This is a genomic window from Microcystis ichthyoblabe FBCC-A1114 (genome assembly GCF_050500245.1).
GTDB classification, from domain to species: Bacteria; Cyanobacteriota; Cyanobacteriia; order Cyanobacteriales; family Microcystaceae; genus Microcystis; species Microcystis ichthyoblabe_A.
This window is the reverse complement of record NZ_CP191408.1, coordinates 517,776-541,050: the sequence shown is the minus strand read 5'-3', so window position 1 is coordinate 541,050 and position 23,275 is coordinate 517,776. Positions and strand designations below refer to the sequence as shown.

Sequence of the window (23,275 nt, the reverse complement as noted above, 5' to 3'; positions counted from 1 at the left end):
AAACATAAGGAATGTTAACCAAAACCACTTATCGTTAAGGAATTTTGATAAGTTGGAGATTGAACAAAGATAGAAAGTCTCTAGCGCTGACAACTATGGCTGTAATTGTCCAAAAATACGGTGGTACATCGGTAGGTTCCGTGGAACGCATTCAATCGGTCGCTCAACGGGTCAAAAATACGGTAATAGCAGGAAATACCGTGGTGGTGGTCGTTTCTGCCATGGGTAAAACCACCGATGGATTGGTCAATTTAGCCAAACAAATCGCCGCCGAACCCTCGCGCCGGGAGATGGATATGTTATTATCCACGGGGGAACAGGTAACAATCGCCTTGATGAGTATGGCCCTAGAGGAAATCGGACAACCGGCCATCTCCCTAACCGGCGCTCAGGTGGGAATTGTCACGGAATCCGAACATAGTCGGGCCCGTATCTTAGAAATTAAAACCGATCGCCTTTCCCGTCATCTATCGGAGGGTAAAGTAGTTGTTGTCGCCGGTTTTCAAGGTGTCAGCGATAGTGATCAACTAGAGATTACCACCTTGGGGCGCGGTGGGTCCGATACCTCGGCCGTGGCCCTAGCAGCCGCCTTAAAAGCCGATTTTTGCGAAATTTACACCGATGTACCCGGTATTCTCACCACTGACCCCCGTTTAGTCCCCGAAGCGCGTCTTTTAGACCAAATCACCTGCGATGAGATGCTCGAATTAGCCAGTTTAGGGGCGAAAGTTCTCCACCCGCGAGCGGTGGAAATCGCCAAAAACTTCGGGGTTCCCTTGGTTGTCCGCTCCAGTTGGACAGAGGATCCGGGTACTTGGGTGACATCCCCAGCACCGAAACCGCGCACCCTGCAAGGATTGGAATTGACAAAAGCAGTGGATGCGGTGGAATTTGAGGGTAATCAGGCGAAAATCGCCCTTTTAAGGGTTCCGGATCGTCCCGGTATCGCTGCCCGTTTATTCGGGGAAATTGCCCATCAACAGGTGGACGTGGATTTAATTATTCAATCGATTCACGAGGGTGACAGCAACGATATCGCCTTTACGGTGATGGGAAATGCCTTGAAAAAAGCCCAATCCGTGGCCGAAGCGATCGCACCGGTTTTACGTTCCCATCCCACTAATACAGAGGAAGCGGAAGTGATCATCGAATCCGGGGCCGCTAAAATCGCCATTACCGGCGCCGGTATGATCGGCCGGCCGGGAATTGCTGCCCAAATATTTAGCACTTTGGCCGCAGCGGCAATTAATATCGAAATGATCTCCACTTCTGAAGTAAAAGTCAGTTGTGTCATCGATGAAGCGGACGGAGAAAAAGCAATTAAAGTCCTTTGTGATGCTTTTCAAGTGGAATATTCTGCTAAAGTTGCTCATTGCGAAATCCCTAAAAATTTAGTCCCAGTACGGGGAGTGGCCCTAGATAATAATCAGGCACAAATGGCCATTCGTAACGTCCCCGATCGCCCCGGGATGGCGGCGAGAATTTTCTCGGTTTTAGCGGCAAAAAATGTCAGTGTTGATATGATTATTCAATCCCAACGCTGTCGCATTGTCGATGGTATTCCCCGACGGGATATCGCTTTTACTTTACCCCAAGCTGATGCTAATTTAGCCCAAAAAATCCTCTTAGAACTATCGGAAAGTTTGGGTTTACAGGAAGTGGTGGTTAATAATGATGTGGCGAAAGTGAGCATTGTTGGTTCGGGAATGGAAGGACAACCGGGGGTAGCAGCACGCTTTTTTGAAGCTTTAGCAAAGGAGAAAATTAATATTTTGATGATTGCTACTTCTGATATAAAAATCAGTTGTGTGGTGAATCAGGAAGATGGAGTCAGGGCCCTACAAGTGGTTCACGCGGCTTTTGGATTGGCCGGACAGGGTAAAATTGAAGTACCCGCCTAAATGAAATTACAAGTTCTATGATGGGGGTAAGAGTTGTTTAATTGTTGGCAACTTAACCCCCCAAAAACCAGTTAAGTAAGTTAACCCTCATCACCCCTATTTTATCTATGGACCCTCTTACAGGAGCAGCGATCGCAGTTGGTTCGATTATTGCCACTAAAGCGTTAGAGAAAACTGGTGAAAAAGTGGGAGAGAAAGTTTGGCAACAAACAGGTAAGTTTATTGAAAATATGGAAAAATTTTACTGTCATTCAGCAACGCCGCATTTTTTGCTGAGTTGGTGGATAAGCTGTTATGCGTCTAAATTTGATATTTGTTTTGACCTGTTCCCTGTTCCCTTATCTTAACTAGAACTTTAAATGCGAACTATACTTTGCACGGTTATAACTTGCATTTTTTACTCAAAGACAATAATATAGTTCAAGAGTCATAATTAGAAGCAAAGCACTCATTAAAAACATGATTAACCTAGAATTCACGGAAGAAGAAAAGAACTCACTGTATTATGAAAGATTTCATCATCCTCATCCCCGGGTTCAACTGAAGATGGAAGTTCTCTGGTTAAAAAGCCAAAAGATACCGCACAAAAAAATTTGTCAGTTAGCAGGAATCTCGCCAAATACCTTATTAACCTATCTTCGAGATTATCAAGAGGGCGGAATAGAAAAATTAAAAGAAATCAACTTCTATCGCCCTAAAAGTGAATTAGAGTCTCAAAGAGAAACACTCAAAAAATATTTCGAGAAAAATCCACCAGCCACAATAAATGAAGCTGTATATAGAATAGAAGAATTGACAGGGATAAAACGAAGTCCTACCCAAGTGAGGAAATTCTTAAAATCCTTGGGAATGAAATGTTTAAAAATAGGTTCTCTTCCTTCTAAAGCTGACCCAGATGAACAAGAAGACTACAAAGAAAAAAAGCTAGAACCCAGACTAAATGAGGCTAAAGAAGGAAAAAGGGCTGTTTTTTTTGTTGATGCCGCTCACTTCGTCATGGGAGCATTTCTCGGTTTTGTTTGGTGTTTTGAGAGACTTTTTGTTAAGTCACCGAGCGGGCGTAAACGCTTCAATGTTTTAGGAGCATTAAATGCAATAACTCATGAAGTTATTCTAGTTACTAATGACACTTATATTACGGCAACTCAAGTCTGTGAACTTCTTGAAAAAATAGCTGCTTTAGGACTAATGATTCCCATCACTCTAGTCTTAGATAATGCCCGCTATCAGAAATGTAAAATTGTTGAAGAATTGGCTCTTTCTTTGTCAATAGAGCTACTCTATCTGCCGTCTTATTCGCCTAATCTAAATTTAATTGAAAGGCTGTGGAAATTTGTCAAAAAGAAATGTTTACATGGTAAATATTATGAAAACTTTTCTGACTTTTCTTCAGCCATTTATGAATGTCTGAATGATGCCCATCTGAAACATAAAAAAGAACTGGATTCCTTGCTGACTCTACGATTTCAGAAGTTTAATAAATCTCAGATTATGAACGTCTAAAGTATAGCTTACTGCTGATCAAGAGGAAAATTAGCAATTTTAAGCAAAGCTAGAAGAAATTAAAGTAATAGCAGTTTAGAATTAATAAATACCATCTATTCAACTTTTGATTGCTAAATTTTGGCTCTTCCGGTTTCTGTGTGGAAACGAGATCTATACTGATAGTTTCTTCTGCAGCTCGACCGAGCTTCGCCGAACGTCAAAATAGTCTTAAAAGTCTTGTCCGGTAAACATTTTGCGATTCCATAAGCAAAAATTATCACACAAAGTCGAGAAGAGTCATTTATCCACATAACCCACCTCCCGTTCTGTGTTATCATTATACCATGCTCACACAGAACCTAGAAGAGCCAATTTTTATGGAAAACTTCTCTCTCACTCGTTTTCAAGCAGCCACTTCTCTCAAAGAAATCCATTTAACCTTATCTCCCTCCCCCCTGACAACCCAGAGAGAAATTGATGCTTTTTATCGACAGGAAATGAATGAGGTTAGAGGTGGGGATAAAATCAAACGTCTCAAACTAGGATTAGAACGAGCCTTAGAAGCTAAAGACTATTATAAAGCTTGTTTAATGGGACATCCAGGGGTAGGTAAATCAACAGAATTAACCCGCTTAATTAATGATGCTGAGATTGACAATAAATTTCGTGCTATTCGATTTAGTATTCTAAGTGATCTTGATCCTCTTAATTTTAATCCCCTTGATGTTGTTTTGTTGATGGTAATTGAAATTGTCGAACAAACGGTTGCAATTGCTCAAAGACCAAGGGAAGAAAATTTACAAAATCTCTTGAATTGGTTTAATCAAGAAGAAATTACCCATAAAGAAACTAGAGAAAGCAAAGTTACAATAGAAGCAGGAGGAGGTATTAAAGGGGATTCTCTTTGGTCGCAAATGTTAGGACTTTTTGCTTCTCTTAAGGGTGAATTACGCTTTGCTTCAACCAGAGAAAAAAAAGTAGTAGAATATCGCATTCGTCGATTTAATGATTTAATGATTTAATTTTCGTTGCCAATCAACTCCTTGATGATTGTAATCAAAAATTGCAAGAAAAAGAAAAACGTCAATGGTTAATAATCGGTGAAGATTTTGATAAAGCAGGTATTCCAACGGAAAGAATTACAGATTTATTTATTAAATACTCTAATATTTTTAAAGACTTAAATATTCATCTTATTTTTAATTTACCAATTGCATTGTATAATTCATCTCCAGCGATTCGTCTAGCTTTTCTCCCTGAAAATAGTCTGATCATTCCAGATACGGCTGTTTTTCATCAACAACAAAATCACTCTCCCAATCAACAAGGACGAAGTGCTGTGAGAAAAGTATTAGAAGTACGAGTTAATTCTGACTTATTTGAGCAGGGACAGATAGAACGTATTATTGTAGCTTCTGGAGGCAATATTAGGGATATTTTTTATTTAGTAAATTATGCCTCAGATACGGCAATTCTAGATAATAAAAAAACGATTGATGCCGATGCTGTTAACATTGCTATTAGCAATTTAAGAACAGAATACGAACGTCGTTTAGGGGATAGTAATTTTGACATTGATCACGTTAGTTATGACGATAAAGCTGCACTTTTAAAGCGAATTTACGACGGGGATAAAAAAGCACAAATTCCTAATGAAATATTATATGCTTTACTAAATGATCGGGCGATTCAAGAACTAGATAAAGGTAACGGTGAACGGTGTTTTGGGGTGCATCCTTTGGTCGTAGATATTTTAAATTCTCAAAATATTATTCCTTTTTCTTCTCAAGGAGGTGTTCCTGGTGGTACATCAAGCAAATAAATCTGAATTAATTCCGGGAAGTATTGCCGATACTATAGCACGGTTGTTATTGTGGAGTCAAAGGTGTTCCAGAAGTTTAGCACGGGTCGAATTTTCTTCGGAGTTTTCCCGTCAAAAAGTAATTAGAGAATTGCGGAATCAATTTAAAGAAAAAGAAATCCCTTTTCATGAAATTAAATTGCCTCTTTTGGAAAACCCTTCTGTTGTGTTTAATTTTCTTTTTAAAGAATTAGAAAATATAGCATCAGGTGTGGTTTCTATTAGTGGGTTTGAAACAGCCTTCGTCAAAGAAATTCCCTTGGTGGAAGCTTTACGGGTAATTAATTTTAATCGAGAGAATTTAGCCCAATTTAATCTAAGACAAATCTGGTGGATGTCTCGTCCATTTCATAGTACAGCAATTCGAGTTATGCCCGATTTAAACTCTTGGTTTTCGTTGCGGTTGTTCCTCACAGAAGATACTCTTAATATTTTCAACGTATTTTCGGGTCATGGTTTTTATGGTAACGGTGACAATGTAGTTGGTGATAAAATCAATGTTTTATCTAATCATAATTTACCGAATCGTGGGAGTAGGGAATTTATTGGTAGAGAAAGGGAATTACAACAAATTCATGACTTTTTAAATGAAGATAATCAATATACAATGATTGCTTTAAGTGGGATGGGGGGAGTTGGAAAAACAGAATTAGCGTTACAGTATGCTTGGAGAGAGTGGGATAATAAAACTTTTTTAGGGGGAATATGTTGGTTAAATGCCCTCAATAATGACCCAGGGATTCAGATTGTTGACTTTGCGAGTCAATATCTTAAGTTAATGCTACCAGATCAAGGCACATTGACGGAACGAGTCCGCTACTGTTGGCAACATTGGATAGAAGGAGATGTATTGATAATCTTTGATGATGTACGAGATTATGAACAAATTCAGCCTTACTTACCACCAAAACAAGATAAACGCTTTAAGGTATTAATTACAACTCGCTTTCACTATTTATCACAAGCAATACATACAATAAACCTAGGCCTGTTAACAGCAGAAGAGGCATTAAAATTATTAGAAATTTATCTAGGAAATGAACGCATTGATGCCGAGTTAGAACAAGCTAAAGAACTTTGTCAGGATTTAGGTTATTTACCTTTGGGGTTAGAATTGGTGGCAAGGCTGCTAAAACAGCGACAGGATTGGAAAATTAGCAAAATACGGCAGAAATTAGCCGAAAAAGGCTTAGATGAGCCAATCTTAGCCAAAAATCCCAAGTTTGATACAGAAATGACTGGGGAAAGAGGGGTGAAAGCTGCCTTTAATCTCAGTTGGGAGGAGTTGAACAGCGAACCAGAAGCCCAAATTTTGGCACTTTACCTCAGTTTATTCGCTCTTGCGCCCTTTCCCAAGGGGATGATTCTGGATTTATTTCCCGATGAGGATGGGGATACAGTGGAGGAATGGTTAACCGATAGTTTAGTCCATCTGAGTTTGGTTAAGGATACGGGTGATGGTTGGTATGAAATTCATACCCTGCTGCGTCGCTATTTTCGGGATAAGTTAGAAGCATCATCCCACGCAGAACCCGCAAAACGCCGTTATTGTATTATTATGGCGAAGAAATCGGCGGAAATGCCCCAGAATCCGACTCTGAAAAAAGTTGAAGAATTTACACCTTTCATTCCCCATCTGCAAGCATCTGTCAAGGAATATTCAGAATATATTGCTGATGAGGATTTATTTTGGTCCTATACAGGTTTAGCTCGTTATTATGAAGGACAAGGATTGTATGCTGCTGCAGAACCCTACTATCAAGATTGTTTAACCGCAACTCGAACCCACTTAGGAGACAATCATCCCGATGTGGCAAATTCCCTCAACAATTTAGCACTATTGTACCAATCCCAAGGCAGGTACACAGAAGCGGAACCTCTCTATCTAGAAGCATTAGATTTGAGAAAACGACTCTTAGGAGACAATCATCCCGATGTGGCACAATCCCTCAACAATTTAGCACTATTGTACCAATCCCAAGGCAGGTACACAGAAGCGGAACCTCTCTATCTACAAGCATTAGATTTGACAAAACAACTCTTAGGAGACAATCATCCCCATGTGGCAACTTCCCTCAACAATTTAGCAGGATTGTACGATTCCCAAGGCAGGTACACAGAAGCAGAACCTCTCTATCTAGAAGCTTTAGATTTGCATAAACGACTCTTAGGAGACAATCATCCCTATGTGGCAGCTTCCCTCAACAATTTAGCATACTTGTACAATTCCCAAGGCAGGTACACAGAAGCAGAACCTCTCTATCTAGAAGCTTTAGATTTGAGAAAACGACTCTTAGGAGACAATCATCCCGATGTGGCAGCTTCCCTCAACAATTTAGCATACTTGTACAAATCCCAAGGCAGGTACACAGAAGCAGAACCTCTCTATCTAGAAGCTTTAGATTTGAGAAAACGACTCTTAGGAGACAATCATCCCGATGTGGCAAATTCCCTCAACAATTTAGCACTATTGTACCAATCCCAAGGCAGGTACACAGAAGCGGAACCTCTCTATCTAGAAGCATTAGATTTGCATAAACGACTCTTAGGAGACAATCATCCCCATGTGGCAACTTCCCTCAACAATTTAGCAGCATTATACTATTCCCAAGACAGGTACAAAGAAGCGGAACCTCTCCTTGTAGAAGCATTAGATTTGAGAAAACGACTCTTGGGAGACAATCATCCCGATGTGGCAGCTTCCCTCAACAATTTAGCAGGATTGTACTATTCCCAAGGCAGGTACACAGAAGCAGAACCTCTCTATCTAGAAGCGATTAATATTGCTACCCAAGCATTAGGGGAGAATCATCCTAATACTGTTACAATTCGGGAAAACTTACAAATAATGCGACAACAGCAACATCCATCGCCTTAACTGTGATTTATGGAATTATGGGATAGACTATAATTGATCATTGATAAAGACTTGCCAAATACAACACAATCATAGCATTCACTCAATCATTCAAATCACAGCTTAGACTTATTATAGGAATCTTCCAGGTTCTGTGCGATAAGCTTAACCTACAACATAATCGATCTTTGTGTCCTTTGTGCCTTTGTGGTTCCTTCCATTCCCTCGCCAGCAGGACTGTATCTTAGAATACATTTTACCCACCAAATCCAAGAGAGCCTTGAATGAACCAATCATAGTTAAGAGCGTTGGAAAAGAGGGTCTGTAGGCGCACGGATTTTCCATTATGAATATAGTATCCTGTCAAGTCGCCTTTGTCAAGAGAAAATTTAACAACATCCAGACAAACGTTATTGTAGGGGTAATTCATGAATTACCCCTACACCTATTACCTAGTCCAGTAACCCACCACCATCGACAGTGGTTGATGTAATCATCTGATGGACTATGACTAGGGAGCTAGTTAAGAGTGGATTAGAGATGAAGATTGATTGAATGAACGAATCATAGTCAATCACATAATCACATAAATCATAGTTAAGACTGTTGGAAAATAGGGTCTGTAGGCGCACGGATTTTCCATTATGAATATAGTATCCTGTCAAGTCGCCTTTGTCAAGAGAAAATTTGACAACATCCAGATTTAGTCGTAACGCATCACCTATCATTGACAGTGATTGAATTAATCACTGATAACTGCTCACTGCTCACTGATCACTGATAATAACCCTTGAGCGCCAAAACGGACAACATCGGTACAAAATAACCCCGTTTCCTCCCGCACAGTTTCTATAGCTTTAACTGCCGCCTGCGGACTAAGATGAAAAGTATTTAAACTAATCCCTTTTACCTTCACCTCCCCGAAACTTCCCCCAGCGCTGGCAGTCATTTCGCAGAGTTTAATCACTTCCGTTAGGGGAGGGATGAGAATATCGGGTAGATCTTTGATATGAATTTGTCCAGCGCGATGGACGAGAATTAACCCCGTTGGTTGACTGCCACGCATTAAGGGCAAGGTAGCAGTGGATCCAGGGTGTAATAGGGAGCCTTGACCCTCAATAAACAGAATATCGTTATTTTCTGCTGATTCTAACACCAAAGCCTCGATCGCACCAGCAGCATAATCGACGCGCACCGCATCCAAGGGTACACCTTTTCCCGCGATCATAATTCCCCCCTGTCCAGTGGCTAAAAATTGCGATTTTAGCCCTTTTTCTTGGGCAAATCGGTGTAATTCGATGCTAGTGGACATTTTGCCCACACTCATATCCGTCCCTACCGTTAGAATACGCTGACAGGTTAAATTTTTCGCCCGCGCTTGCCCAATTTTTAAGTCTTGGGGTTCCAGACGGATATCCCAAATCCATTGATCCGGTTTAAGCTGAGAAAAAAGGGGTTTTAGGGGTGTATGGAGTCCATTAACGAGGGATAACCCTGTATTTACCGCCTCTTTGATTTCTTCTAGCCAATGGGGTGGTAAAATGCCTCCTGAGGGTGCGATGCCAATTAACAGGGTATCGGGATGATAGGTTAGAGCTTCCCTAACATTAGCAACAATCGGCAAGGGGCGATCGATTCCGGCCACTTCTTTTAAGGTACTGCCGGCGCTTTCTGCGTCAATAATCGCCACTACCTGCGCTTTTCCGTAACGCAGATAACTTAACCCAGTTTTGCCGCGAGTTCCTTTGATTCCTTCGTGGAGAAGAATCGCTACTTTCTTGTCAGGAGTCAAATAATTAGTCATCTTCTGTCCGTAAACTAACACCCAAACCGGGTGAATTATTTGGTTGTAAACGTCCCTTTTCTAAGCTTAAACCCGTAAAGGGATCATCGCGTAAATTTAAATGACTATCTAGGTCAAGATAGTTGACAAGCGGGCCAAGATGTGCTAGGGCAGTATTGGCTAAACTGCTGTCAGAGTAACATCCGAACATAATTTGCAGTTGGCAAGCTTGGGCAATATGAATCATTCTCTGCACTTCGGCTAATCCACCGGCTTTCATTAGTTTAATATTAATGCCGTGGACTCGATCGGCCAGTTTCGGGATATCTTGACTAGAAAAACAGCTTTCATCGACGAAGATAGGTAGGGGCGATTTTTGGTATAAATCAATTAAATCTCGTTCTTGTCCCACGGATAGGGGTTGTTCCACATAAATAACGCCTTTTTCCTTTAACCATTGGCACATTTTCACCGCATCGCTAAATCTCCAACCACCATTAGCATCGACAGTTAGGGGCAAATGGGGGACAATTTCTTTAATAGCCAGAATTATAGCTCGATCGGCTTCTATCCCGTCCGGTGAGCCTAATTTGACCTTTAATAAGCTAAAATCGCCGATTTCTAGCCAATCTAACACCCTCTTCCCCACATTTTCTGGAGAATTTAAACCGATAGTAACAGAAACCGGCGGAATTAAAGAGCGATCGAGTCCAAAAATTTGCCAGAGAGGTAAATTAGCTTTTTTGCCTAACCAGTCGTGCAGTGCCGTATCAATAGCGGCACGAGTAGCCGAAGATATCTGATTTTGCCATAAAATTTTTTCAATTTCTTGGCGTTGACAGGGGTGAAAAGATTGTAAAATAGGAGCGATCGAGTTTAATTCTTGCAGGATTTTATCGGGTTTTTTCTCCTCGCTGGTAATATTAAAAGGGGATGCCTCCCCCCACCCTTCGATATTTTCCTCGCTAATTTGCAGCCAGATATTAGTATTTTCGCTGGTAGTGCCGCGACTAATCGTTAAAGGTACTCGTTTATGAATAGTAAAAGTTTGCCAGTTTAGCAGCATAATTCACCTAGGGATGATCGGGGAATAGGAACAGAAAAATTATCTACACTTACCCAAATCCTTACTTCTGTCCACTCTCCCCGCAATCATACAACCTCCGGCGGTGTTTTTCGTCAAAGACAAAATATGATAGGCTAACCGAAGGGATAGGCAAGACGGCTGCGGGTTAGGAAATGGGATGAAAGAGGAGTGAGTTAACCAAAATCAATGATTAAGAAAAAGATTTCTTACTGGGTAAATGGAGGTATTGCCCTCATTGATCGCTATCTGATCAGCCAACTACTACCCCCATTTTTATTTAGTGTTGGTTTATTTGCCTCTTTGGGAGTAGCGATCGGCAATCTTTCCGATTTAGCTAATCAGGTAGTTGATGCTAATCTACCCCTTGTCTCGGCCCTAGAAATTCTCCTGTTAAAAGTGCCAGAATTTGTTACTTATTCCCTGCCGGTTTCTCTTTTGCTGGCCACTTTAATCACCTACGGTCGTTTAAGTAGTGATAGTGAAACCGTTGCCCTGCAAAGCTGTGGAGTCACTCTTTACCGTCTTTTTATACCCACTTTTTGCCTGAGTTTAATAGTTACAGTGGTAACATTTTTATTGAACGAATATGTGGTTCCTAATGCTAATTATCGAGCCACAGAAATTTTAGTGCAGAAAATTAATAAAGAAGCAAATTTTTGGAAAAATAAAGACTTTTATTATCCCGATTATGAAATAAAAACCCTAGAAAATGGTACGATTAATCGCAATTTAAGAAGTTTATTTTATGCCGAACAATTCGACGGTGAAAAGATGAAAACCGTCACCGTTATCCGTTGGCTAAAAGAAGAATTAAATCAAATTATTATCGCCGATTCGGCCCGTTGGAATGCCGTCGATAACGTCTGGGACTTTTTTAACGGCATTATCTATGAATTAACCCCCCCTAACGCCTCCTATAGCCAAGTTATCCCCTTTAAAACCGAAAAAATCGCTTTATCTCGCTCTGCTTTCGATTTTGCTCGTCAAAGCCGCGATCCCTACGAGATGAACATACCACAGGCGATCGAATATGTGCAACTGCTCAAACTCAGTGGCGATGAGAAAAGAGTCAGGTTTTTTCAAGTGCGAATCCAGCAAAAAATCGCCTTTCCCTTTGTCTGTATCGTCTTTGCTACCATCGGCTGTGCCTTGGGTTCTCTACCGCAAAGAATCAGTCGGGGAACCAGTTTCGGTCTCAGTGTCGCCATTGTTTTCCTCTATTATCTTTTAAACTTCCTTGTCGGCAGCTTGGGACTAACCGCCACCCTCTCCCCCTTCCTAGCTGCCTGGCTGCCTAACTTTTTCGGTTTTGGTTTAGGTCTCTGGTTATTATGGCGACTTAACGGTTAGACTTTTTTGAAAATTTTCGTCAAGATAGGAGACGTAGAGTTATAGCAGACCCCTTAGATCTATGTTTCCCTTTTTCTTCAACACTTGTGGCAGCACTTCCCGCCAAGAATGTCAAGAGCGTAAATTAACATTCCTCAAATGGATGCGCGACGACCTCGAAACCCGTCTAGCGGGATTAAATGCCGCTATCGAAACTATCGAGCGTCAAATCGGTCGGGAAGGTCAATAAACCCTGAAAATAGGCGAGTTTTCCCCTCGCCTTCTCCCCACAATTGGCTAAAAGAGATAATAGGAGTCTATCGTTATTGTAATCGGCACTCGGCCTGCATGGGTTACGCTACCGCTAACCTATCCTACAAACAATTGCGTCTCCCTACTTATTGGCACTCAATAGCATAATTCTTTGAGCGACTTTTTCAGCAAACCCCATATATTCAGCATTCATGAGGGGAACCCTAAGGCGAAGTAATTCTCCCGTTTAAAAGCGCCGTCCCATGGCTAAAAGCGAGAGACTTCTGCTGATACTAAATTCAACCAGTAATTACTCCCGCCATTGTCCTGACTTGCTAGGGGTGTTTTCCCCTGGTTATAGTCAGGGCCAAAAAGAGGCCTCAGCCATAGCCATCAAAACCGAACCGCCGGTCAAACCTTCTCAATCTGAAGAGGAGGAGGAGCGAGGAAACAATAGTCCCTATTGCCTATTTAGACAATCGCTCCCCGTTTAAACTGTTGCCGCCGATGAATCAAGCACCACCTGTTCATTGGTGGGTAACTCCAGACAATAACCCGCACCGTAAACGGTTTTAATATAGCGAGGGTGGCGGGGATCGGGTTCTAGTTTCGTTCTCAGATGGCGAATGTGAACGCGAATAGTCTCGATATCATCATCGGGATCGTATCCCCAGACTTCCTTGAGAATATCACTGGGGGAAACGGTCTGACCGTGACGCTGGAGAAGACAGTGGAGTAACTCGAATTCTAGATGGGTTAACTTGACCACACCTTCAAACCAGACCGCCTCAAAACGTTCGGGAACCAGGGTTAAAGGCCCAAAACTGAGTATTTCTGAGTGTTTAGCGGCTTGGGGAATGCGATCGGTGCGTCTCAGGAGAGCGCGTACCCTAGCTAACATTTCCTCCACCTCGAAAGGTTTGGTCAGGTAATCATCGGCACCGGCGTTAAAACCTTCCACTTTATCTTGGGTTTGTCCTAAGGCTGTCAGCATCAAAATCGGGATGTCTGACGTGCGTTCATCTCGTCGCAAACGCTGACAGACAGTAAAACCATCGACTTTGGGCAACATTAAATCCAGCATGATTAAATCGGGTTGTAACTGGACGGCCAAGGCTTGGCCTTTAATCCCGTCCTCTGCGGGGTTAACGTCATAACCCGCCATCTCCAAGTTGATGGAGACTAATTCCGCGATCGCAGGATCATCATCGATTACAAGTATTCGGGGCATTACCAGAGTGTTATGACTAAGGGTTTGGGTAGGGGGTTGCTAAATGTGTTCTCGCTGACATCGCAACTAGGGCTTTGTCTCTCAAGGGCTTGAGTTTAGCACAACATAAAGAATCCTGTACTGATTATAAGCATGATTGCTAAATTCGGTTTTAATTTGTGAAATTTTGCTGATCTAAGTCTCCTGAATGTTAAGAATTAATAAGAAGTGTGAAGAATGTTGCTCGATAATCGATATTAGTGCTATGTCCTAGCCTCTCTCTCCCCAAGATGACCTAGGCAGCAGTTTTTCACTAATCTTTACAATTTCGCCATCTGGCTCAATACCAGTTTCAACCGGCGCTCAAGTCCTGCTAGAGCTAACTTTTCCCCCTAAGCTCCCCCGGCGGCACTGTAAAAATTCTTAATAAAATTAGCGATCGATTCAGTTTAATCTACCAAAATAGGCGGTTTTAGTAAGCATCTGTAACGAACCCGATCCATTCTACTCATCCCAACAGGTGATCATAATATGAGCGTTAATTTATCAACTCAACTGCGAGAAGGCACGAAAAAATCTCACACCATGGCAGAAAACGTCGGTTTTGTCAAGTGTTTTCTCAAAGGTGTGGTGGAAAAAACTTCCTATCGCAAACTGGTGGCTAACCTCTACTTCGTCTATTCGGCCATGGAAGAGGAGATGGAAAAACTTCGTAGTCATCCCGTCGTTTCTAAAATCTGTTTTCCTGAACTCAATCGCAAAAATGCGCTAGAACAGGATTTATATTTTTATTATGGTCCAAATTGGCGCAACGAGATCGCTTTATCTCCCGCAGGTCAGGCCTACGTTGACCGGATTCGGGAAATCGCCACAACAGAACCCGAATTATTAGTCGCTCATTCCTATACCCGTTATCTCGGCGATCTGTCCGGGGGGCAAATCTTGAAAAAAATCGCCGAAAAAGCGATGAATCTGGAAACTGGTGGCACAGCTTTCTATGATTTCAAAGATATTACCGACGAAAAAGCCTATAAAAACCACTATCGTCAAACCCTCGACGAGTTACCAGTAGATCAAGCCATGGCCGATCGCATTGTCACCGAAGCTAACGCCGCTTTTGGCATGAACATGAAAATGTTCCAAGAGTTGGAAGGTAATCTAATCAAAGCGATCGGAATTATGCTCTTTAATACTCTCACCCGTCGTCGCAGCACCGGCAGCACCGAAACCGGATTGGCCACCGCCGAATAGTAGTCAAGAAAACCAAAAAAACGGAAATTCTAAAATTTGGGTAATGGTCAGCCATGATTATTATCTTAATTTCAGAGTTATCCGTTATATTTTTGCTTTTTATTCGGTCGTCAGGATTCGGGAGATAGGAGTCAGGAGTCAGGATTCGGGAGATTATTTTTATTTATTCTCCCCACACTCCACACGCCATACCCCACTACCCCACACCCTACACCCCAATTTCCCTGATGATCGCAAAAAAACTTCATCAAGAGGGGAACAACTTCCAGTAAGATGAAAAATGGTCAGTGAAAAAGCTAACCGAAATTTATTGCTGGAAATGGTAACACCGCCCCATTTCCCCAGACCCTAGGGGCTAGAGTCTGGTAAACCAGCGGATAAAAATTGACATCCATGAGTAAAGCAGACATTTTCGATCGAGTTAAAAAAGTTGTTGTGGAACAATTAGAAGTAGAGGATCCGGATACAGTTACTCCCGAAGCAAGCTTTGCTAATGATCTGAAAGCTGATTCCCTTGATGTGGTCGAGTTGGTGATGGCTTTAGAGGAAGAATTTGATATTGAAATTCCCGACGAAGCAGCCGAACAAATTGACACTGTGGGCAAAGCTGCCGATTATATTAACGAGAAAGTAGGAGCAACCGCCTAATTATTGCGGGAAAATTGACAATTAGGATTAAATATCTGGGGCAAAATCTGCCCTTATTTTTGAACAAACATGACAGAATTGCCATTAAAAAGGGTTGTCATCACGGGGATGGGTGCGATCACTCCCCTCGGCAATAATCTAGCAGACTATTGGACAGGCTTAATCAACGGCAAAAGTGGCATTGGTTTAATCACCCACTTTGATGCCTCCCGTCACGCTTGTCGCATTGCTGGGGAAGTGCGGGGTTTTGACCCCCACGAATATGTGGATCGCAAAGAGGCAAAGCGCATGGACCGTTTCGCTCAATTTGCCGTCGCCGCCAGTTTGCAAGCACTGCAAGATTCGCGATTAGTTATCGACGCTCTCAATGCCGATGATATAGGTGTACTAATCGGTACGGGCGTAGGTGGTATAAAAGTGCTGGAGGATCAACAGGAAATTTACTTGACAAAAGGTCCGGGCCGGTGTAGTCCCTTCATGATCCCGATGATGATTGCCAATATGGCCGCCGGTTTAACCGCTATCCATACGGGAGCCAAGGGACCGAGTAACTGTACCGTGACCGCTTGTGCTGCTGGTTCCAATGCCATCGGCGATGCTTTTCGTGTAGTACAAAGGGGTTTTGCCAAAGCGATGATCTGCGGTGGGACGGAGGCCGCCGTTACTCCCCTAGGATTGGCTGGTTTTGCCTCCGCTAAGGCCCTGTCCACCCGCAACGATGACCCCACCCGGGCCAGTCGTCCCTTTGACAAGGATCGGGATGGTTTTGTCATGGGGGAAGGGGCAGGAATCTTGATTATAGAGGAATTAGAAACGGCCTTAGCTCGTGGGGCGCGTATTTACGCCGAAATGATCGGTTATGGTCTGACTTGCGATGCCTATCACATGACGGCACCGGTTCCCGACGGTCGTGGGGCCACCAGAGCGATCGAATTAGCGATCAAAGATGCCGGTTTAACTCCGGCGGAAATTAGCTATATCAACGCCCACGGGACCAGTACGGGGGCCAATGATCCCACGGAAACCAAGGCGATTAAAAAAGCTTTAGGAGAATCGGCCTACCAAATCCCCGTCAGTTCCACCAAATCGATGACAGGCCACCTTTTAGGCGGTTCTGGCGGTATTGAAGCCGTGGCCACGGTAATGGCGATCGCTAATGATCGGATTCCCCCGACTCTCAACCTGGACAATCCTGACCCCGATTGTGATCTTGATTACGTCCCCTACGAAAGTCGTCAGCAGATAGTTAACGCTGCCCTCTCCAACTCCTTTGGATTTGGTGGCCATAACGTCACCTTAGCTTTTAGAAAATATGCTTGAGTCGATGCCCCTGAAAGAGTAATCTGTGAGTGGCTCCCTCTTTAACCTGGTCTTATTTTTGTAGTTCATTCTAAAAAACATTATGGTTGTAGTCTCCCAATCCCTCGAAGAACTTTGTATTAATGCGGTACGTTTTTTAGCGGTGGATGCCGTAGAAAAAGCTAAATCGGGACACCCCGGACTGCCGATGGGAGCCGCTCCCATGGCCTTTGTCCTCTGGGATCAATTCCTGCGTTTTAACCCGAAAAACCCCCAATGGGTCAATCGCGATCGTTTTGTTCTCTCCGCCGGTCACGGTTGTATGCTGCAGTACGCTTTGATGTACCTGACCGGATACGATAGCGTTCCCCTAGAGGAAATTAAACAATTCCGGCAGTGGAAATCGAAAACCCCCGGCCACCCCGAAAATTTCGTCACGGAAGGGGTGGAAGTGACCACCGGTCCTCTGGGTCAAGGGATTGCCAATGGTGTCGGTTTGGCCCTAGCAGAGGCCCATTTAGCGGCCCGTTTCAATAAACTGGATGCCAAAATTATCGACCATTACACCTATGTCATTTTGGGTGATGGTTGCAATATGGAGGGGATTTCCGGGGAAGCTTGTTCTTTAGCCGGTCACTGGGGTTTAGGCAAGTTAATCGCTCTCTACGATGATAACCATATCTCGATCGATGGTTCCACCGATATCGCTTTTACCGAAGACGTGAGCAAGCGTTTTGAAGCCTACGGTTGGCACGTTCAGCACGTCGAGAATGGTAACACCGATTTAGATGCCATTGCTAATGCGATCGCGGCTGCCAAAGCTGTCACCGATAAACCCTCGATGATTAAAATCACCACCACCATCGGTTATGGTTCCCCCAATAAGTCTAATACCGCCGATGTTCACGGGGCAGCTTTGGGAGCAACAGAAATCGAGTTAACCCGGAAAGCCTTAGGTTGGGAATACGAGCCGTTTGTGGTTCCCGATGAGGTGTTAAATCGTTTCCGGCAAGCAGTGGACAAGGGAGCGACGGCAGAAACGGACTGGAATAAGTTATTTAACGAATATCAGGCTAAATATCCCGCAGAAGCGGCTTTATTTGAGCAGTTAACCACCGGTCAACTGCCGGAAGGTTGGGAGCAAGCTTTACCGGTTTATAAACCCGAAGATAAGGCGCTCGCTAGTCGTAAACACTCGGAAATCTGCTTAAATGCCCTTGCGGGGGTTTTACCCGGTTTAATCGGCGGTTCAGCGGATTTAACCCACTCTAACTACACCGAATTAGAGCATTTTGGTAATTTCCAAAAAGGCAGTTATCAGGAGCGTAACGTCCATTTTGGCGTGCGGGAACACGCGATGGGGGCGATTTGTAACGGTATTGCTCTCCATAACACGGGATTGATTCCCTACGGGGCGACTTTCCTGATTTTCACCGACTATATGCGGAATTCTATCCGTTTATCGGCATTGTCAGAAACTCGCGTCATCTGGGTAATGACTCACGATTCCATTGCCCTAGGGGAAGATGGACCGACTCACCAACCCGTGGAACACGTTGCTTCTCTGCGCGCTATTCCTAACCTGTTAGTCATGCGTCCGGGAGATGGTACGGAAACTTCTGGCGCTTATAAAGTAGCGGTGAGCGAAAAGAAACGCCCGACTTTATTGGCTCTCTCCCGTCAAAATCTGCCCAATTTAGCGGGAACTTCCCTTGCGGGTGTGGCTAAAGGTGCTTATATTATCACCGATTGTGAAGGTACTCCCGATGTCATTCTCATCGGTACGGGGGGCGAGTTGTATCTCTGCGATAAAGCGGCTGCGGTGTTGAAAGAAGCAGGAATTAAAGCTCGCGTCGTTTCTATGCCCTGTTGGGAGCTATTTGAGGAACAATCGGCAGAATACAAAGAATCGGTACTGCCGAAAGCAGTGAAAAAACGTCTTGCGGTGGAAGCGGGTTCAACTATGGGTTGGCATCGCTACATCACCGATGAGGGGGATGTGTTGGGGGTTGATACCTTCGGCGCTTCTGCTCCAGGAGGTGTGATTCTAGAGAAGTTTGGTTTTACCCTGGATAACGTGGTAGCGAAGGCAAAAGCGTTGTTAGGTTAATTACCTGAAATCTTAGCTGTAATGAGTCAGAAAAATCTGGCTCATTTTTTTGTTTTTCTATTGTGACTGTCAGTCAGTGGACTAGGGGTCACGTCAGGCAGTTTAATCGAAGCATGGCAAAGGACAATTTAGCTCAATTTGGCAGATGTTTACATAATGCTCGCATTCAAAAGGGTTTATCCCAAGAAAGGTTGGCCGAAGCGGCCAATTTGGATAGAACTTACATCAGTCTTCTTGAACGTGGTAAAAGGAATCCTTCTTTACTATGCTTGATTTCTTTGTGTAGAGCATTAAACATAAGTCTTTCGGAGCTTTTTAACACTATGTCTATAAATTCCGATGTAAATACTGATGATGTCAGAAGATTTGATTAAATTGCTTGAGCAGTTTTTGCATGATAACGAGCTTGAATGGGAATGGTTTGAAAAAATAGAAAGTTTTTGTAAGAGTTATAGTTTGAATATCAAATATATTACAGAAGTTCTCAATGATCCAAAAGTTATTCCTATGATTCGTGGCAAGTTTTTTGAGTTCACTGTACAAGATGAACTGTCAAAAATACTCGCAAATAATTATTTAGTTACTAATCCTCGCTTAAATCCTCAAGCTGGTTCTCACGATATAGATGTAGCTATTATCAATCAAAAAAACGCCAAAAAATACTCTGCTGAATGTAAGTTAGCCAAAAAAGGTAGTTTCCGTCTTCAGGGAGGTATCAGACCTTTTATTGAAGTCAAATGTATGAGATCAAGAACCTTAGGATACAAAGCAGCAGAACAAAGGTCTAAATTGATAGGAATACCTTCAACAAGCCTAAATATTCACAAAGATCAATATATTGAAACAGATTTTGATTTAGTGATTACATCTCTTGCCAATGCTTTTTTTCAGACCAATTTAGAAACGGGACTATTTGTTTGGAAGCCCACACCAAAAGAGCAAATATTTTTAAGCAAAATTAATATTAATAATCAAGAAGAAGCCCTTTTAAAAATGTACGTTGCCAGAAGTAAAGATTTAACAGCAAATCAAACCAATAATATCAATTGTTCTCGCCAGAAATGCCACGATAACAACTGTAATTTCATCCCTAATTATCCCAAAATTTTCTTTGATGTTAATACGGCTGAACCTCTACAACCATGGCTACCGATAGAAAAAATAGAGGATTTACTTGATTAAAATTAGGAATCAAGATACATCGAATAAACTTAATTGTAGAGGTGTAAATCTTGCAGGTTTCTGAAGATCATAATTAGCAATAAATACCTCCTTGCCCTTGCGTCTTTCACTCTGATAACCATGTTCTAATTTTAAACCATTTTTTTGATCATCAGTTCGATTAATAGTGTAATTCCATTCATTATCTTGTAAAGAAATACACCAATCATACATTTCTCTAATTTCGGAGCAATTATCATAAGTCAAAAGAAATTTAAATCGATGTTGATGTTTTTTCAACGTCTTACATAACCTTTCATGATCTTCTAGACTGAAGAAGCAGGAATAGAATTTATTTTGATCTGCTTGAAAGTAAGGAGGATCGACAAATAAAAAGTAATCATCGGGTAATTGATTGATTAAATCTTCAAAATCTAAACAAGATAAATTGACATTTTGCAGTTTTTCCGAAGTGGTTTTTAGGTGAGAAGGCCAGTTTTCAGGACGCATAGAATACTTATCACCATAGCCCCAATAACAATTTTCAAGTTTCATAATTCCTGAGTAGGAAGTTCTATTTAGATAATACCAACGCATGGCTCTTTCTAGGTCATTGGCTGGTTGAAATTCATTTTTATAATAATTGTGTAATTCTTTGGTAGCGTTTAGATCTTTTAATAATTCAATTAGACTATCAAGATGATCTTTGATATGTCGATAACAGTTCATTAATTCCTCATCTTTGTCATTGAGAATATTCTCTGCTACACTTTCCTTAGCAAAGAATATAGATGCTCCCCCCGCAAAGGGTTCACAATACTTATGGTGACTAGGAAGACAAGCTAAGATTAGCTTACGGGCATAAAATTTACCGCCAGGATAACGAAAAGGAGAATTACTAAGTTTTTTAGCGATTTTGGACATTACCTTTGATTTTAGAGGCTTTTCTTTGAGATTATTTTAACAAAATTACGATATTTTCTCTAGGAATGTCAGAGAAGTTTGGTTTTACCGTGGATAACGTGGTAGCGAAGGCAAAAGCGTTGTTAGGTTAATTAAAACTTTGGTTTTGTGGAAAAAGCTCGCGCAAGCGGGTTTTTTTGTGGTTATAGGTCAACCTAGTTTAGGCTTTAGGGTTAGTTCATGTAAAAATGTAAAGTAGGAAGCTTTAGTAGTTAGCCAAAACCTTTACACTTGAGATAATTATCACGATTCCTAGAGCCATGACTAAAGGGGAAAGCCCTATATCGAAGGAAACAATCAAGAGCCTAACACTAGATATAGAAGGCTCACTGTTGTCTTTTGATAAATTTATCAAGGCTCAAGAACAATTAGCAATACTACTCCATGAAGTAGATAAAACCCTTGCTAACAAAAATCGCCCCCTGATAAATTGGAGAATCTCTCAAATTCATAGTGGCAGCATTCATCTTACTTTAGAAGGAATGCCTCAAGATCAGATTACACCTAGTCAAATTTCTGAAGTTATTAAGACTGTAGAAAGGGGAATAGTAACAATTTTAGAACATCCGATTCGCCCTGAGTATTTTTCTGATCGAGCTTTAGAAAGTGCGCGATCATTAGCAATATTGGCAAAAAGAGATGAGTTTATGGTGCAATTGGGCTTTGATTCGAGGTGTATCGACTTGAATCAAGCTTTGATTGCTAATGTTGATGAAATTATCGGGGGAAAATATCAAAGTTTTGGTACTGTAGAAGGTGTGCTTAAAGCTATTGATGTAAGTCGTCAACCTATTTTTAGAGTTTACAATTTATTGACTAATAAAAGTGTTAAATGTTACTTTGAACCAAATTTACTTGATAATATCAAAGAATATCTAGAAAAAAGAGTCTCTGTATCGGGGATAGTTACCTCTAGAGAAGATGGGGAAAAAATCGGTATTAAAGTTGAGTCAATTGATCTTTTTCCTCAGGAAAAAGATTTACCTACCATTGAGGAAATGATCGGAATTTGGGGAGGAAGTAAGTGATTCGTCCAACAAAAAAGCTACACTACTGGGATTCTTGTGTTTTTTTAGCTTTCCTGAAAAATGAAAAGGATAAAATTAATGATTGTATTTCTGTTCTCAAAGCAGCTGAAAATGGTCAGGTAATAATTGTGACTTCTGCTCTTACTTTTATTGAAGTGGTGAAATTAGAAAAAGGACAGCCAAAATTACCTAAAGAAAGTGAGGAAAAAATCTCTGATTTTTTCCGACATGAGTGGATTTATATTTATGATGTGGACAGAAAAGTTGGCGAACTAGCCAGAGAATTGATGTGGCAATATCAGGCACTAAAACCTAAAGATGCAACTCATGTGGCGACGGCAATTAAAGCCAGAGTGGATGTTTTAGATACTTTTGATGATGGCTTGCTGAAACTCTCTGGAGAAATCGGTGATCCTCCTTTAATAATTAGAAAACCTTTTTTTGAAGTTCAACTTGATCTTTTTTGAAAAAATACCCATTCTCGCGTAGGAAAATTACAAATCGAATTACCGAACACAAAAGGTCTAAATTGATAGGAATACCTTCATATTAAAACAGATTTTGATTTAGTGATTACATCTCTTGCCAATGCTTTCTTTCAGACCAATTTAGAAACAGGACTATTTGTTTGGAAGCCCACACCAAAAGAGCAAATATTTTTAAGCAAAATTAATATTAATAATCAAGAAGAAGCCCTTTTAAAATGTACGTTGTCAGGAGTAAAGATTTAACAGCAAATCAAACCAATAATATCAATTGTTCTCGCCAGAAATGCCAGGATCACAACTGTAATTTCATCCCTAATTATCCCAAAATTTTATTTATTTTGTCTGATGGGATTATTTATTTTTACCAGTAATTTTGTCAACTCCTTTTTTATACTGCGTTCTGTCATCATTCCAGCCAGCATCCCGCCAAGCCCGCAAAAAGTTAAGACAGGGGCTGTAAATGGTAACATTCCTGCTAAGGCTATAGCTGCTCAAGCTCCACCAGCCAGCCCTACTCTTGCCCCAGCTTGATTATCCTTAAACAGTTTAGTCTTTTTTATGT

At 41.7% G+C, this 23,275-nt stretch carries 21 protein-coding genes; 17 read left to right on the top strand and 4 right to left on the bottom strand.

What is annotated here, in order from left to right; genetic code table 11:
* Positions 1 to 95 precede the first annotated feature (95 nt).
* The 7 genes from ACQY1Y_RS02545 (at position 96) to ACQY1Y_RS02515 (ending at position 8,597) form a co-directional block, all read left to right on the top strand.
* Positions 96 to 1,901, top strand: coding sequence for an aspartate kinase (locus ACQY1Y_RS02545; RefSeq protein ID WP_069475262.1), 1,806 nt, complete (start codon positions 96 to 98; stop codon positions 1,899 to 1,901).
* 107 nt (positions 1,902 to 2,008) lie between these two features.
* On the top strand, positions 2,009 to 2,248 hold the full coding sequence (locus tag ACQY1Y_RS02540) for a hypothetical protein (RefSeq protein ID WP_069475261.1): 240 nt from the start codon (positions 2,009 to 2,011) through the stop codon (positions 2,246 to 2,248).
* A 112-nt stretch (positions 2,249 to 2,360) separates the two neighbouring features.
* Positions 2,361 to 3,404: an IS630 family transposase gene (locus tag ACQY1Y_RS02535; protein ID WP_069474877.1), complete on the top strand. Its 1,044-nt coding sequence runs from the start codon at positions 2,361 to 2,363 to the stop codon at positions 3,402 to 3,404.
* 326 nt (positions 3,405 to 3,730) lie between these two features.
* Entirely contained in the window at positions 3,731 to 4,408 is a 678-nt protein-coding gene (locus tag ACQY1Y_RS02530; RefSeq protein ID WP_430013902.1) for a hypothetical protein, read from the top strand.
* A 41-nt stretch (positions 4,409 to 4,449) separates the two neighbouring features.
* Positions 4,450 to 5,208: a hypothetical protein gene (locus ACQY1Y_RS02525; RefSeq protein WP_430013901.1), complete on the top strand. Its 759-nt coding sequence runs from the start codon at positions 4,450 to 4,452 to the stop codon at positions 5,206 to 5,208.
* A gap of 646 nt (positions 5,209 to 5,854) precedes the next feature.
* Positions 5,855 to 8,125 carry a tetratricopeptide repeat protein gene (locus ACQY1Y_RS02520; protein WP_430014636.1) on the top strand — a complete coding sequence of 757 codons (2,271 nt, stop codon included), beginning with the start codon at positions 5,855 to 5,857 and terminating at the stop codon, positions 8,123 to 8,125.
* 325 nt (positions 8,126 to 8,450) lie between these two features.
* Positions 8,451 to 8,597, top strand: a complete 147-nt coding sequence (locus ACQY1Y_RS02515; protein ID WP_184891194.1) for a hypothetical protein — start codon at positions 8,451 to 8,453, stop codon at positions 8,595 to 8,597.
* Between the two features lie 267 nt (positions 8,598 to 8,864).
* Here ACQY1Y_RS02515 and ACQY1Y_RS02510 read toward each other — a convergent pair whose 3' ends face one another.
* Both ACQY1Y_RS02510 and ACQY1Y_RS02505 read right to left on the bottom strand, forming a co-directional pair.
* Positions 8,865 to 9,908, bottom strand: a complete 1,044-nt coding sequence (locus ACQY1Y_RS02510) for a DUF1611 domain-containing protein (RefSeq protein ID WP_430013900.1) — start codon at positions 9,906 to 9,908, stop codon at positions 8,865 to 8,867.
* Complete coding sequence (locus tag ACQY1Y_RS02505; RefSeq protein ID WP_430013899.1) at positions 9,901 to 10,953, bottom strand: dipeptide epimerase; 1,053 nt, start codon at positions 10,951 to 10,953, stop codon at positions 9,901 to 9,903. The genes ACQY1Y_RS02510 and ACQY1Y_RS02505 overlap by 8 nt, the downstream gene beginning before the upstream one ends.
* Before the next feature lie 207 nt (positions 10,954 to 11,160).
* Between ACQY1Y_RS02505 and ACQY1Y_RS02500 the strand changes: the two genes are divergently transcribed.
* Positions 11,161 to 12,324 (top strand): LptF/LptG family permease, encoded by a 1,164-nt coding sequence (locus tag ACQY1Y_RS02500; protein ID WP_002775983.1) that lies wholly within the window; start codon positions 11,161 to 11,163, stop codon positions 12,322 to 12,324.
* Positions 12,325 to 12,385: 61 nt separating this feature from the next.
* Positions 12,386 to 12,553, top strand: a complete 168-nt coding sequence (locus ACQY1Y_RS02495) for a hypothetical protein (protein ID WP_002736451.1) — start codon at positions 12,386 to 12,388, stop codon at positions 12,551 to 12,553.
* Between the two features lie 492 nt (positions 12,554 to 13,045).
* On the opposite strand, the gene ACQY1Y_RS02490 is transcribed toward ACQY1Y_RS02495, so the two are convergent.
* Positions 13,046 to 13,786, bottom strand: coding sequence for a response regulator transcription factor (locus ACQY1Y_RS02490; RefSeq protein WP_002736267.1), 741 nt, complete (start codon positions 13,784 to 13,786; stop codon positions 13,046 to 13,048).
* A 510-nt stretch (positions 13,787 to 14,296) separates the two neighbouring features.
* Here ACQY1Y_RS02490 and ACQY1Y_RS02485 point away from each other — a divergent pair.
* The 6 genes from ACQY1Y_RS02485 to ACQY1Y_RS02460 all read left to right on the top strand — a co-directional run bounded on the left by ACQY1Y_RS02485 (position 14,297) and on the right by ACQY1Y_RS02460 (position 20,255).
* The gene (locus ACQY1Y_RS02485) at positions 14,297 to 15,016 is read left to right on the top strand and encodes a heme oxygenase (biliverdin-producing) (RefSeq protein WP_002737675.1); all 720 of its coding nucleotides are present in this window, start codon (positions 14,297 to 14,299) and stop codon (positions 15,014 to 15,016) included.
* Between the two features lie 393 nt (positions 15,017 to 15,409).
* Positions 15,410 to 15,664: an acyl carrier protein gene (gene acpP, locus ACQY1Y_RS02480; protein ID WP_430013898.1), complete on the top strand. Its 255-nt coding sequence runs from the start codon at positions 15,410 to 15,412 to the stop codon at positions 15,662 to 15,664.
* A 69-nt stretch (positions 15,665 to 15,733) separates the two neighbouring features.
* Positions 15,734 to 16,984: a beta-ketoacyl-ACP synthase II gene (gene fabF, locus ACQY1Y_RS02475; protein WP_430013897.1), complete on the top strand. Its 1,251-nt coding sequence runs from the start codon at positions 15,734 to 15,736 to the stop codon at positions 16,982 to 16,984.
* Positions 16,985 to 17,066: 82 nt separating this feature from the next.
* Complete coding sequence (gene tkt / locus ACQY1Y_RS02470; RefSeq protein WP_430013896.1) at positions 17,067 to 19,073, top strand: transketolase; 2,007 nt, start codon at positions 17,067 to 17,069, stop codon at positions 19,071 to 19,073.
* A 113-nt stretch (positions 19,074 to 19,186) separates the two neighbouring features.
* A complete protein-coding gene (locus ACQY1Y_RS02465) occupies positions 19,187 to 19,447 on the top strand; it encodes a helix-turn-helix domain-containing protein (RefSeq protein ID WP_036386251.1) in 261 nt (86 codons plus the stop codon).
* Positions 19,425 to 20,255 carry a restriction endonuclease gene (locus ACQY1Y_RS02460; RefSeq protein WP_430013895.1) on the top strand — a complete coding sequence of 277 codons (831 nt, stop codon included), beginning with the start codon at positions 19,425 to 19,427 and terminating at the stop codon, positions 20,253 to 20,255. The genes ACQY1Y_RS02465 and ACQY1Y_RS02460 overlap by 23 nt, the downstream gene beginning before the upstream one ends.
* A gap of 9 nt (positions 20,256 to 20,264) precedes the next feature.
* Here ACQY1Y_RS02460 and ACQY1Y_RS02455 read toward each other — a convergent pair whose 3' ends face one another.
* Entirely contained in the window at positions 20,265 to 21,158 is an 894-nt protein-coding gene (locus ACQY1Y_RS02455; protein WP_002736931.1) for a DNA adenine methylase, read from the bottom strand.
* 299 nt (positions 21,159 to 21,457) lie between these two features.
* Between ACQY1Y_RS02455 and ACQY1Y_RS02450 the strand changes: the two genes are divergently transcribed.
* Both ACQY1Y_RS02450 and ACQY1Y_RS02445 read left to right on the top strand, forming a co-directional pair.
* Positions 21,458 to 22,225 carry a hypothetical protein gene (locus tag ACQY1Y_RS02450; RefSeq protein WP_016515559.1) on the top strand — a complete coding sequence of 256 codons (768 nt, stop codon included), beginning with the start codon at positions 21,458 to 21,460 and terminating at the stop codon, positions 22,223 to 22,225.
* The gene (locus ACQY1Y_RS02445; RefSeq protein WP_103113143.1) at positions 22,222 to 22,692 is read left to right on the top strand and encodes a type II toxin-antitoxin system VapC family toxin; all 471 of its coding nucleotides are present in this window, start codon (positions 22,222 to 22,224) and stop codon (positions 22,690 to 22,692) included. The genes ACQY1Y_RS02450 and ACQY1Y_RS02445 overlap by 4 nt, the downstream gene beginning before the upstream one ends.
* The last annotated feature ends 583 nt before the right edge of the window (positions 22,693 to 23,275 follow it).

What these genes read in the sequence shown, in the direction of transcription:
- ACQY1Y_RS02490 (WP_002736267.1), bottom strand. Translation starts at nt 13,786, where the DNA reads ATGCCCCGAATACTTGTAATCGATGATGATCCTGCGATCGCGGAATTA.
- ACQY1Y_RS02515 (WP_184891194.1), top strand. Translation starts at nt 8,451, where the DNA reads ATGAATATAGTATCCTGTCAAGTCGCCTTTGTCAAGAGAAAATTTAAC.
- ACQY1Y_RS02505 (WP_430013899.1), bottom strand. Translation starts at nt 10,953, where the DNA reads ATGCTGCTAAACTGGCAAACTTTTACTATTCATAAACGAGTACCTTTA.
- ACQY1Y_RS02545 (WP_069475262.1), top strand. Translation starts at nt 96, where the DNA reads ATGGCTGTAATTGTCCAAAAATACGGTGGTACATCGGTAGGTTCCGTG.
- ACQY1Y_RS02460 (WP_430013895.1), top strand. Translation starts at nt 19,425, where the DNA reads ATGATGTCAGAAGATTTGATTAAATTGCTTGAGCAGTTTTTGCATGAT.
- ACQY1Y_RS02495 (WP_002736451.1), top strand. Translation starts at nt 12,386, where the DNA reads ATGTTTCCCTTTTTCTTCAACACTTGTGGCAGCACTTCCCGCCAAGAA.
- ACQY1Y_RS02500 (WP_002775983.1), top strand. Translation starts at nt 11,161, where the DNA reads ATGATTAAGAAAAAGATTTCTTACTGGGTAAATGGAGGTATTGCCCTC.
- ACQY1Y_RS02520 (WP_430014636.1), top strand. Translation starts at nt 5,855, where the DNA reads ATGATTGCTTTAAGTGGGATGGGGGGAGTTGGAAAAACAGAATTAGCG.
- ACQY1Y_RS02455 (WP_002736931.1), bottom strand. Translation starts at nt 21,158, where the DNA reads ATGTCCAAAATCGCTAAAAAACTTAGTAATTCTCCTTTTCGTTATCCT.
- ACQY1Y_RS02465 (WP_036386251.1), top strand. Translation starts at nt 19,187, where the DNA reads ATGGCAAAGGACAATTTAGCTCAATTTGGCAGATGTTTACATAATGCT.
- ACQY1Y_RS02485 (WP_002737675.1), top strand. Translation starts at nt 14,297, where the DNA reads ATGAGCGTTAATTTATCAACTCAACTGCGAGAAGGCACGAAAAAATCT.
- ACQY1Y_RS02450 (WP_016515559.1), top strand. Translation starts at nt 21,458, where the DNA reads ATGACTAAAGGGGAAAGCCCTATATCGAAGGAAACAATCAAGAGCCTA.
- tkt (WP_430013896.1), top strand. Translation starts at nt 17,067, where the DNA reads ATGGTTGTAGTCTCCCAATCCCTCGAAGAACTTTGTATTAATGCGGTA.
- ACQY1Y_RS02510 (WP_430013900.1), bottom strand. Translation starts at nt 9,908, where the DNA reads ATGACTAATTATTTGACTCCTGACAAGAAAGTAGCGATTCTTCTCCAC.
- ACQY1Y_RS02540 (WP_069475261.1), top strand. Translation starts at nt 2,009, where the DNA reads ATGGACCCTCTTACAGGAGCAGCGATCGCAGTTGGTTCGATTATTGCC.
- ACQY1Y_RS02530 (WP_430013902.1), top strand. Translation starts at nt 3,731, where the DNA reads ATGCTCACACAGAACCTAGAAGAGCCAATTTTTATGGAAAACTTCTCT.
- acpP (WP_430013898.1), top strand. Translation starts at nt 15,410, where the DNA reads ATGAGTAAAGCAGACATTTTCGATCGAGTTAAAAAAGTTGTTGTGGAA.
- ACQY1Y_RS02535 (WP_069474877.1), top strand. Translation starts at nt 2,361, where the DNA reads ATGATTAACCTAGAATTCACGGAAGAAGAAAAGAACTCACTGTATTAT.
- fabF (WP_430013897.1), top strand. Translation starts at nt 15,734, where the DNA reads ATGACAGAATTGCCATTAAAAAGGGTTGTCATCACGGGGATGGGTGCG.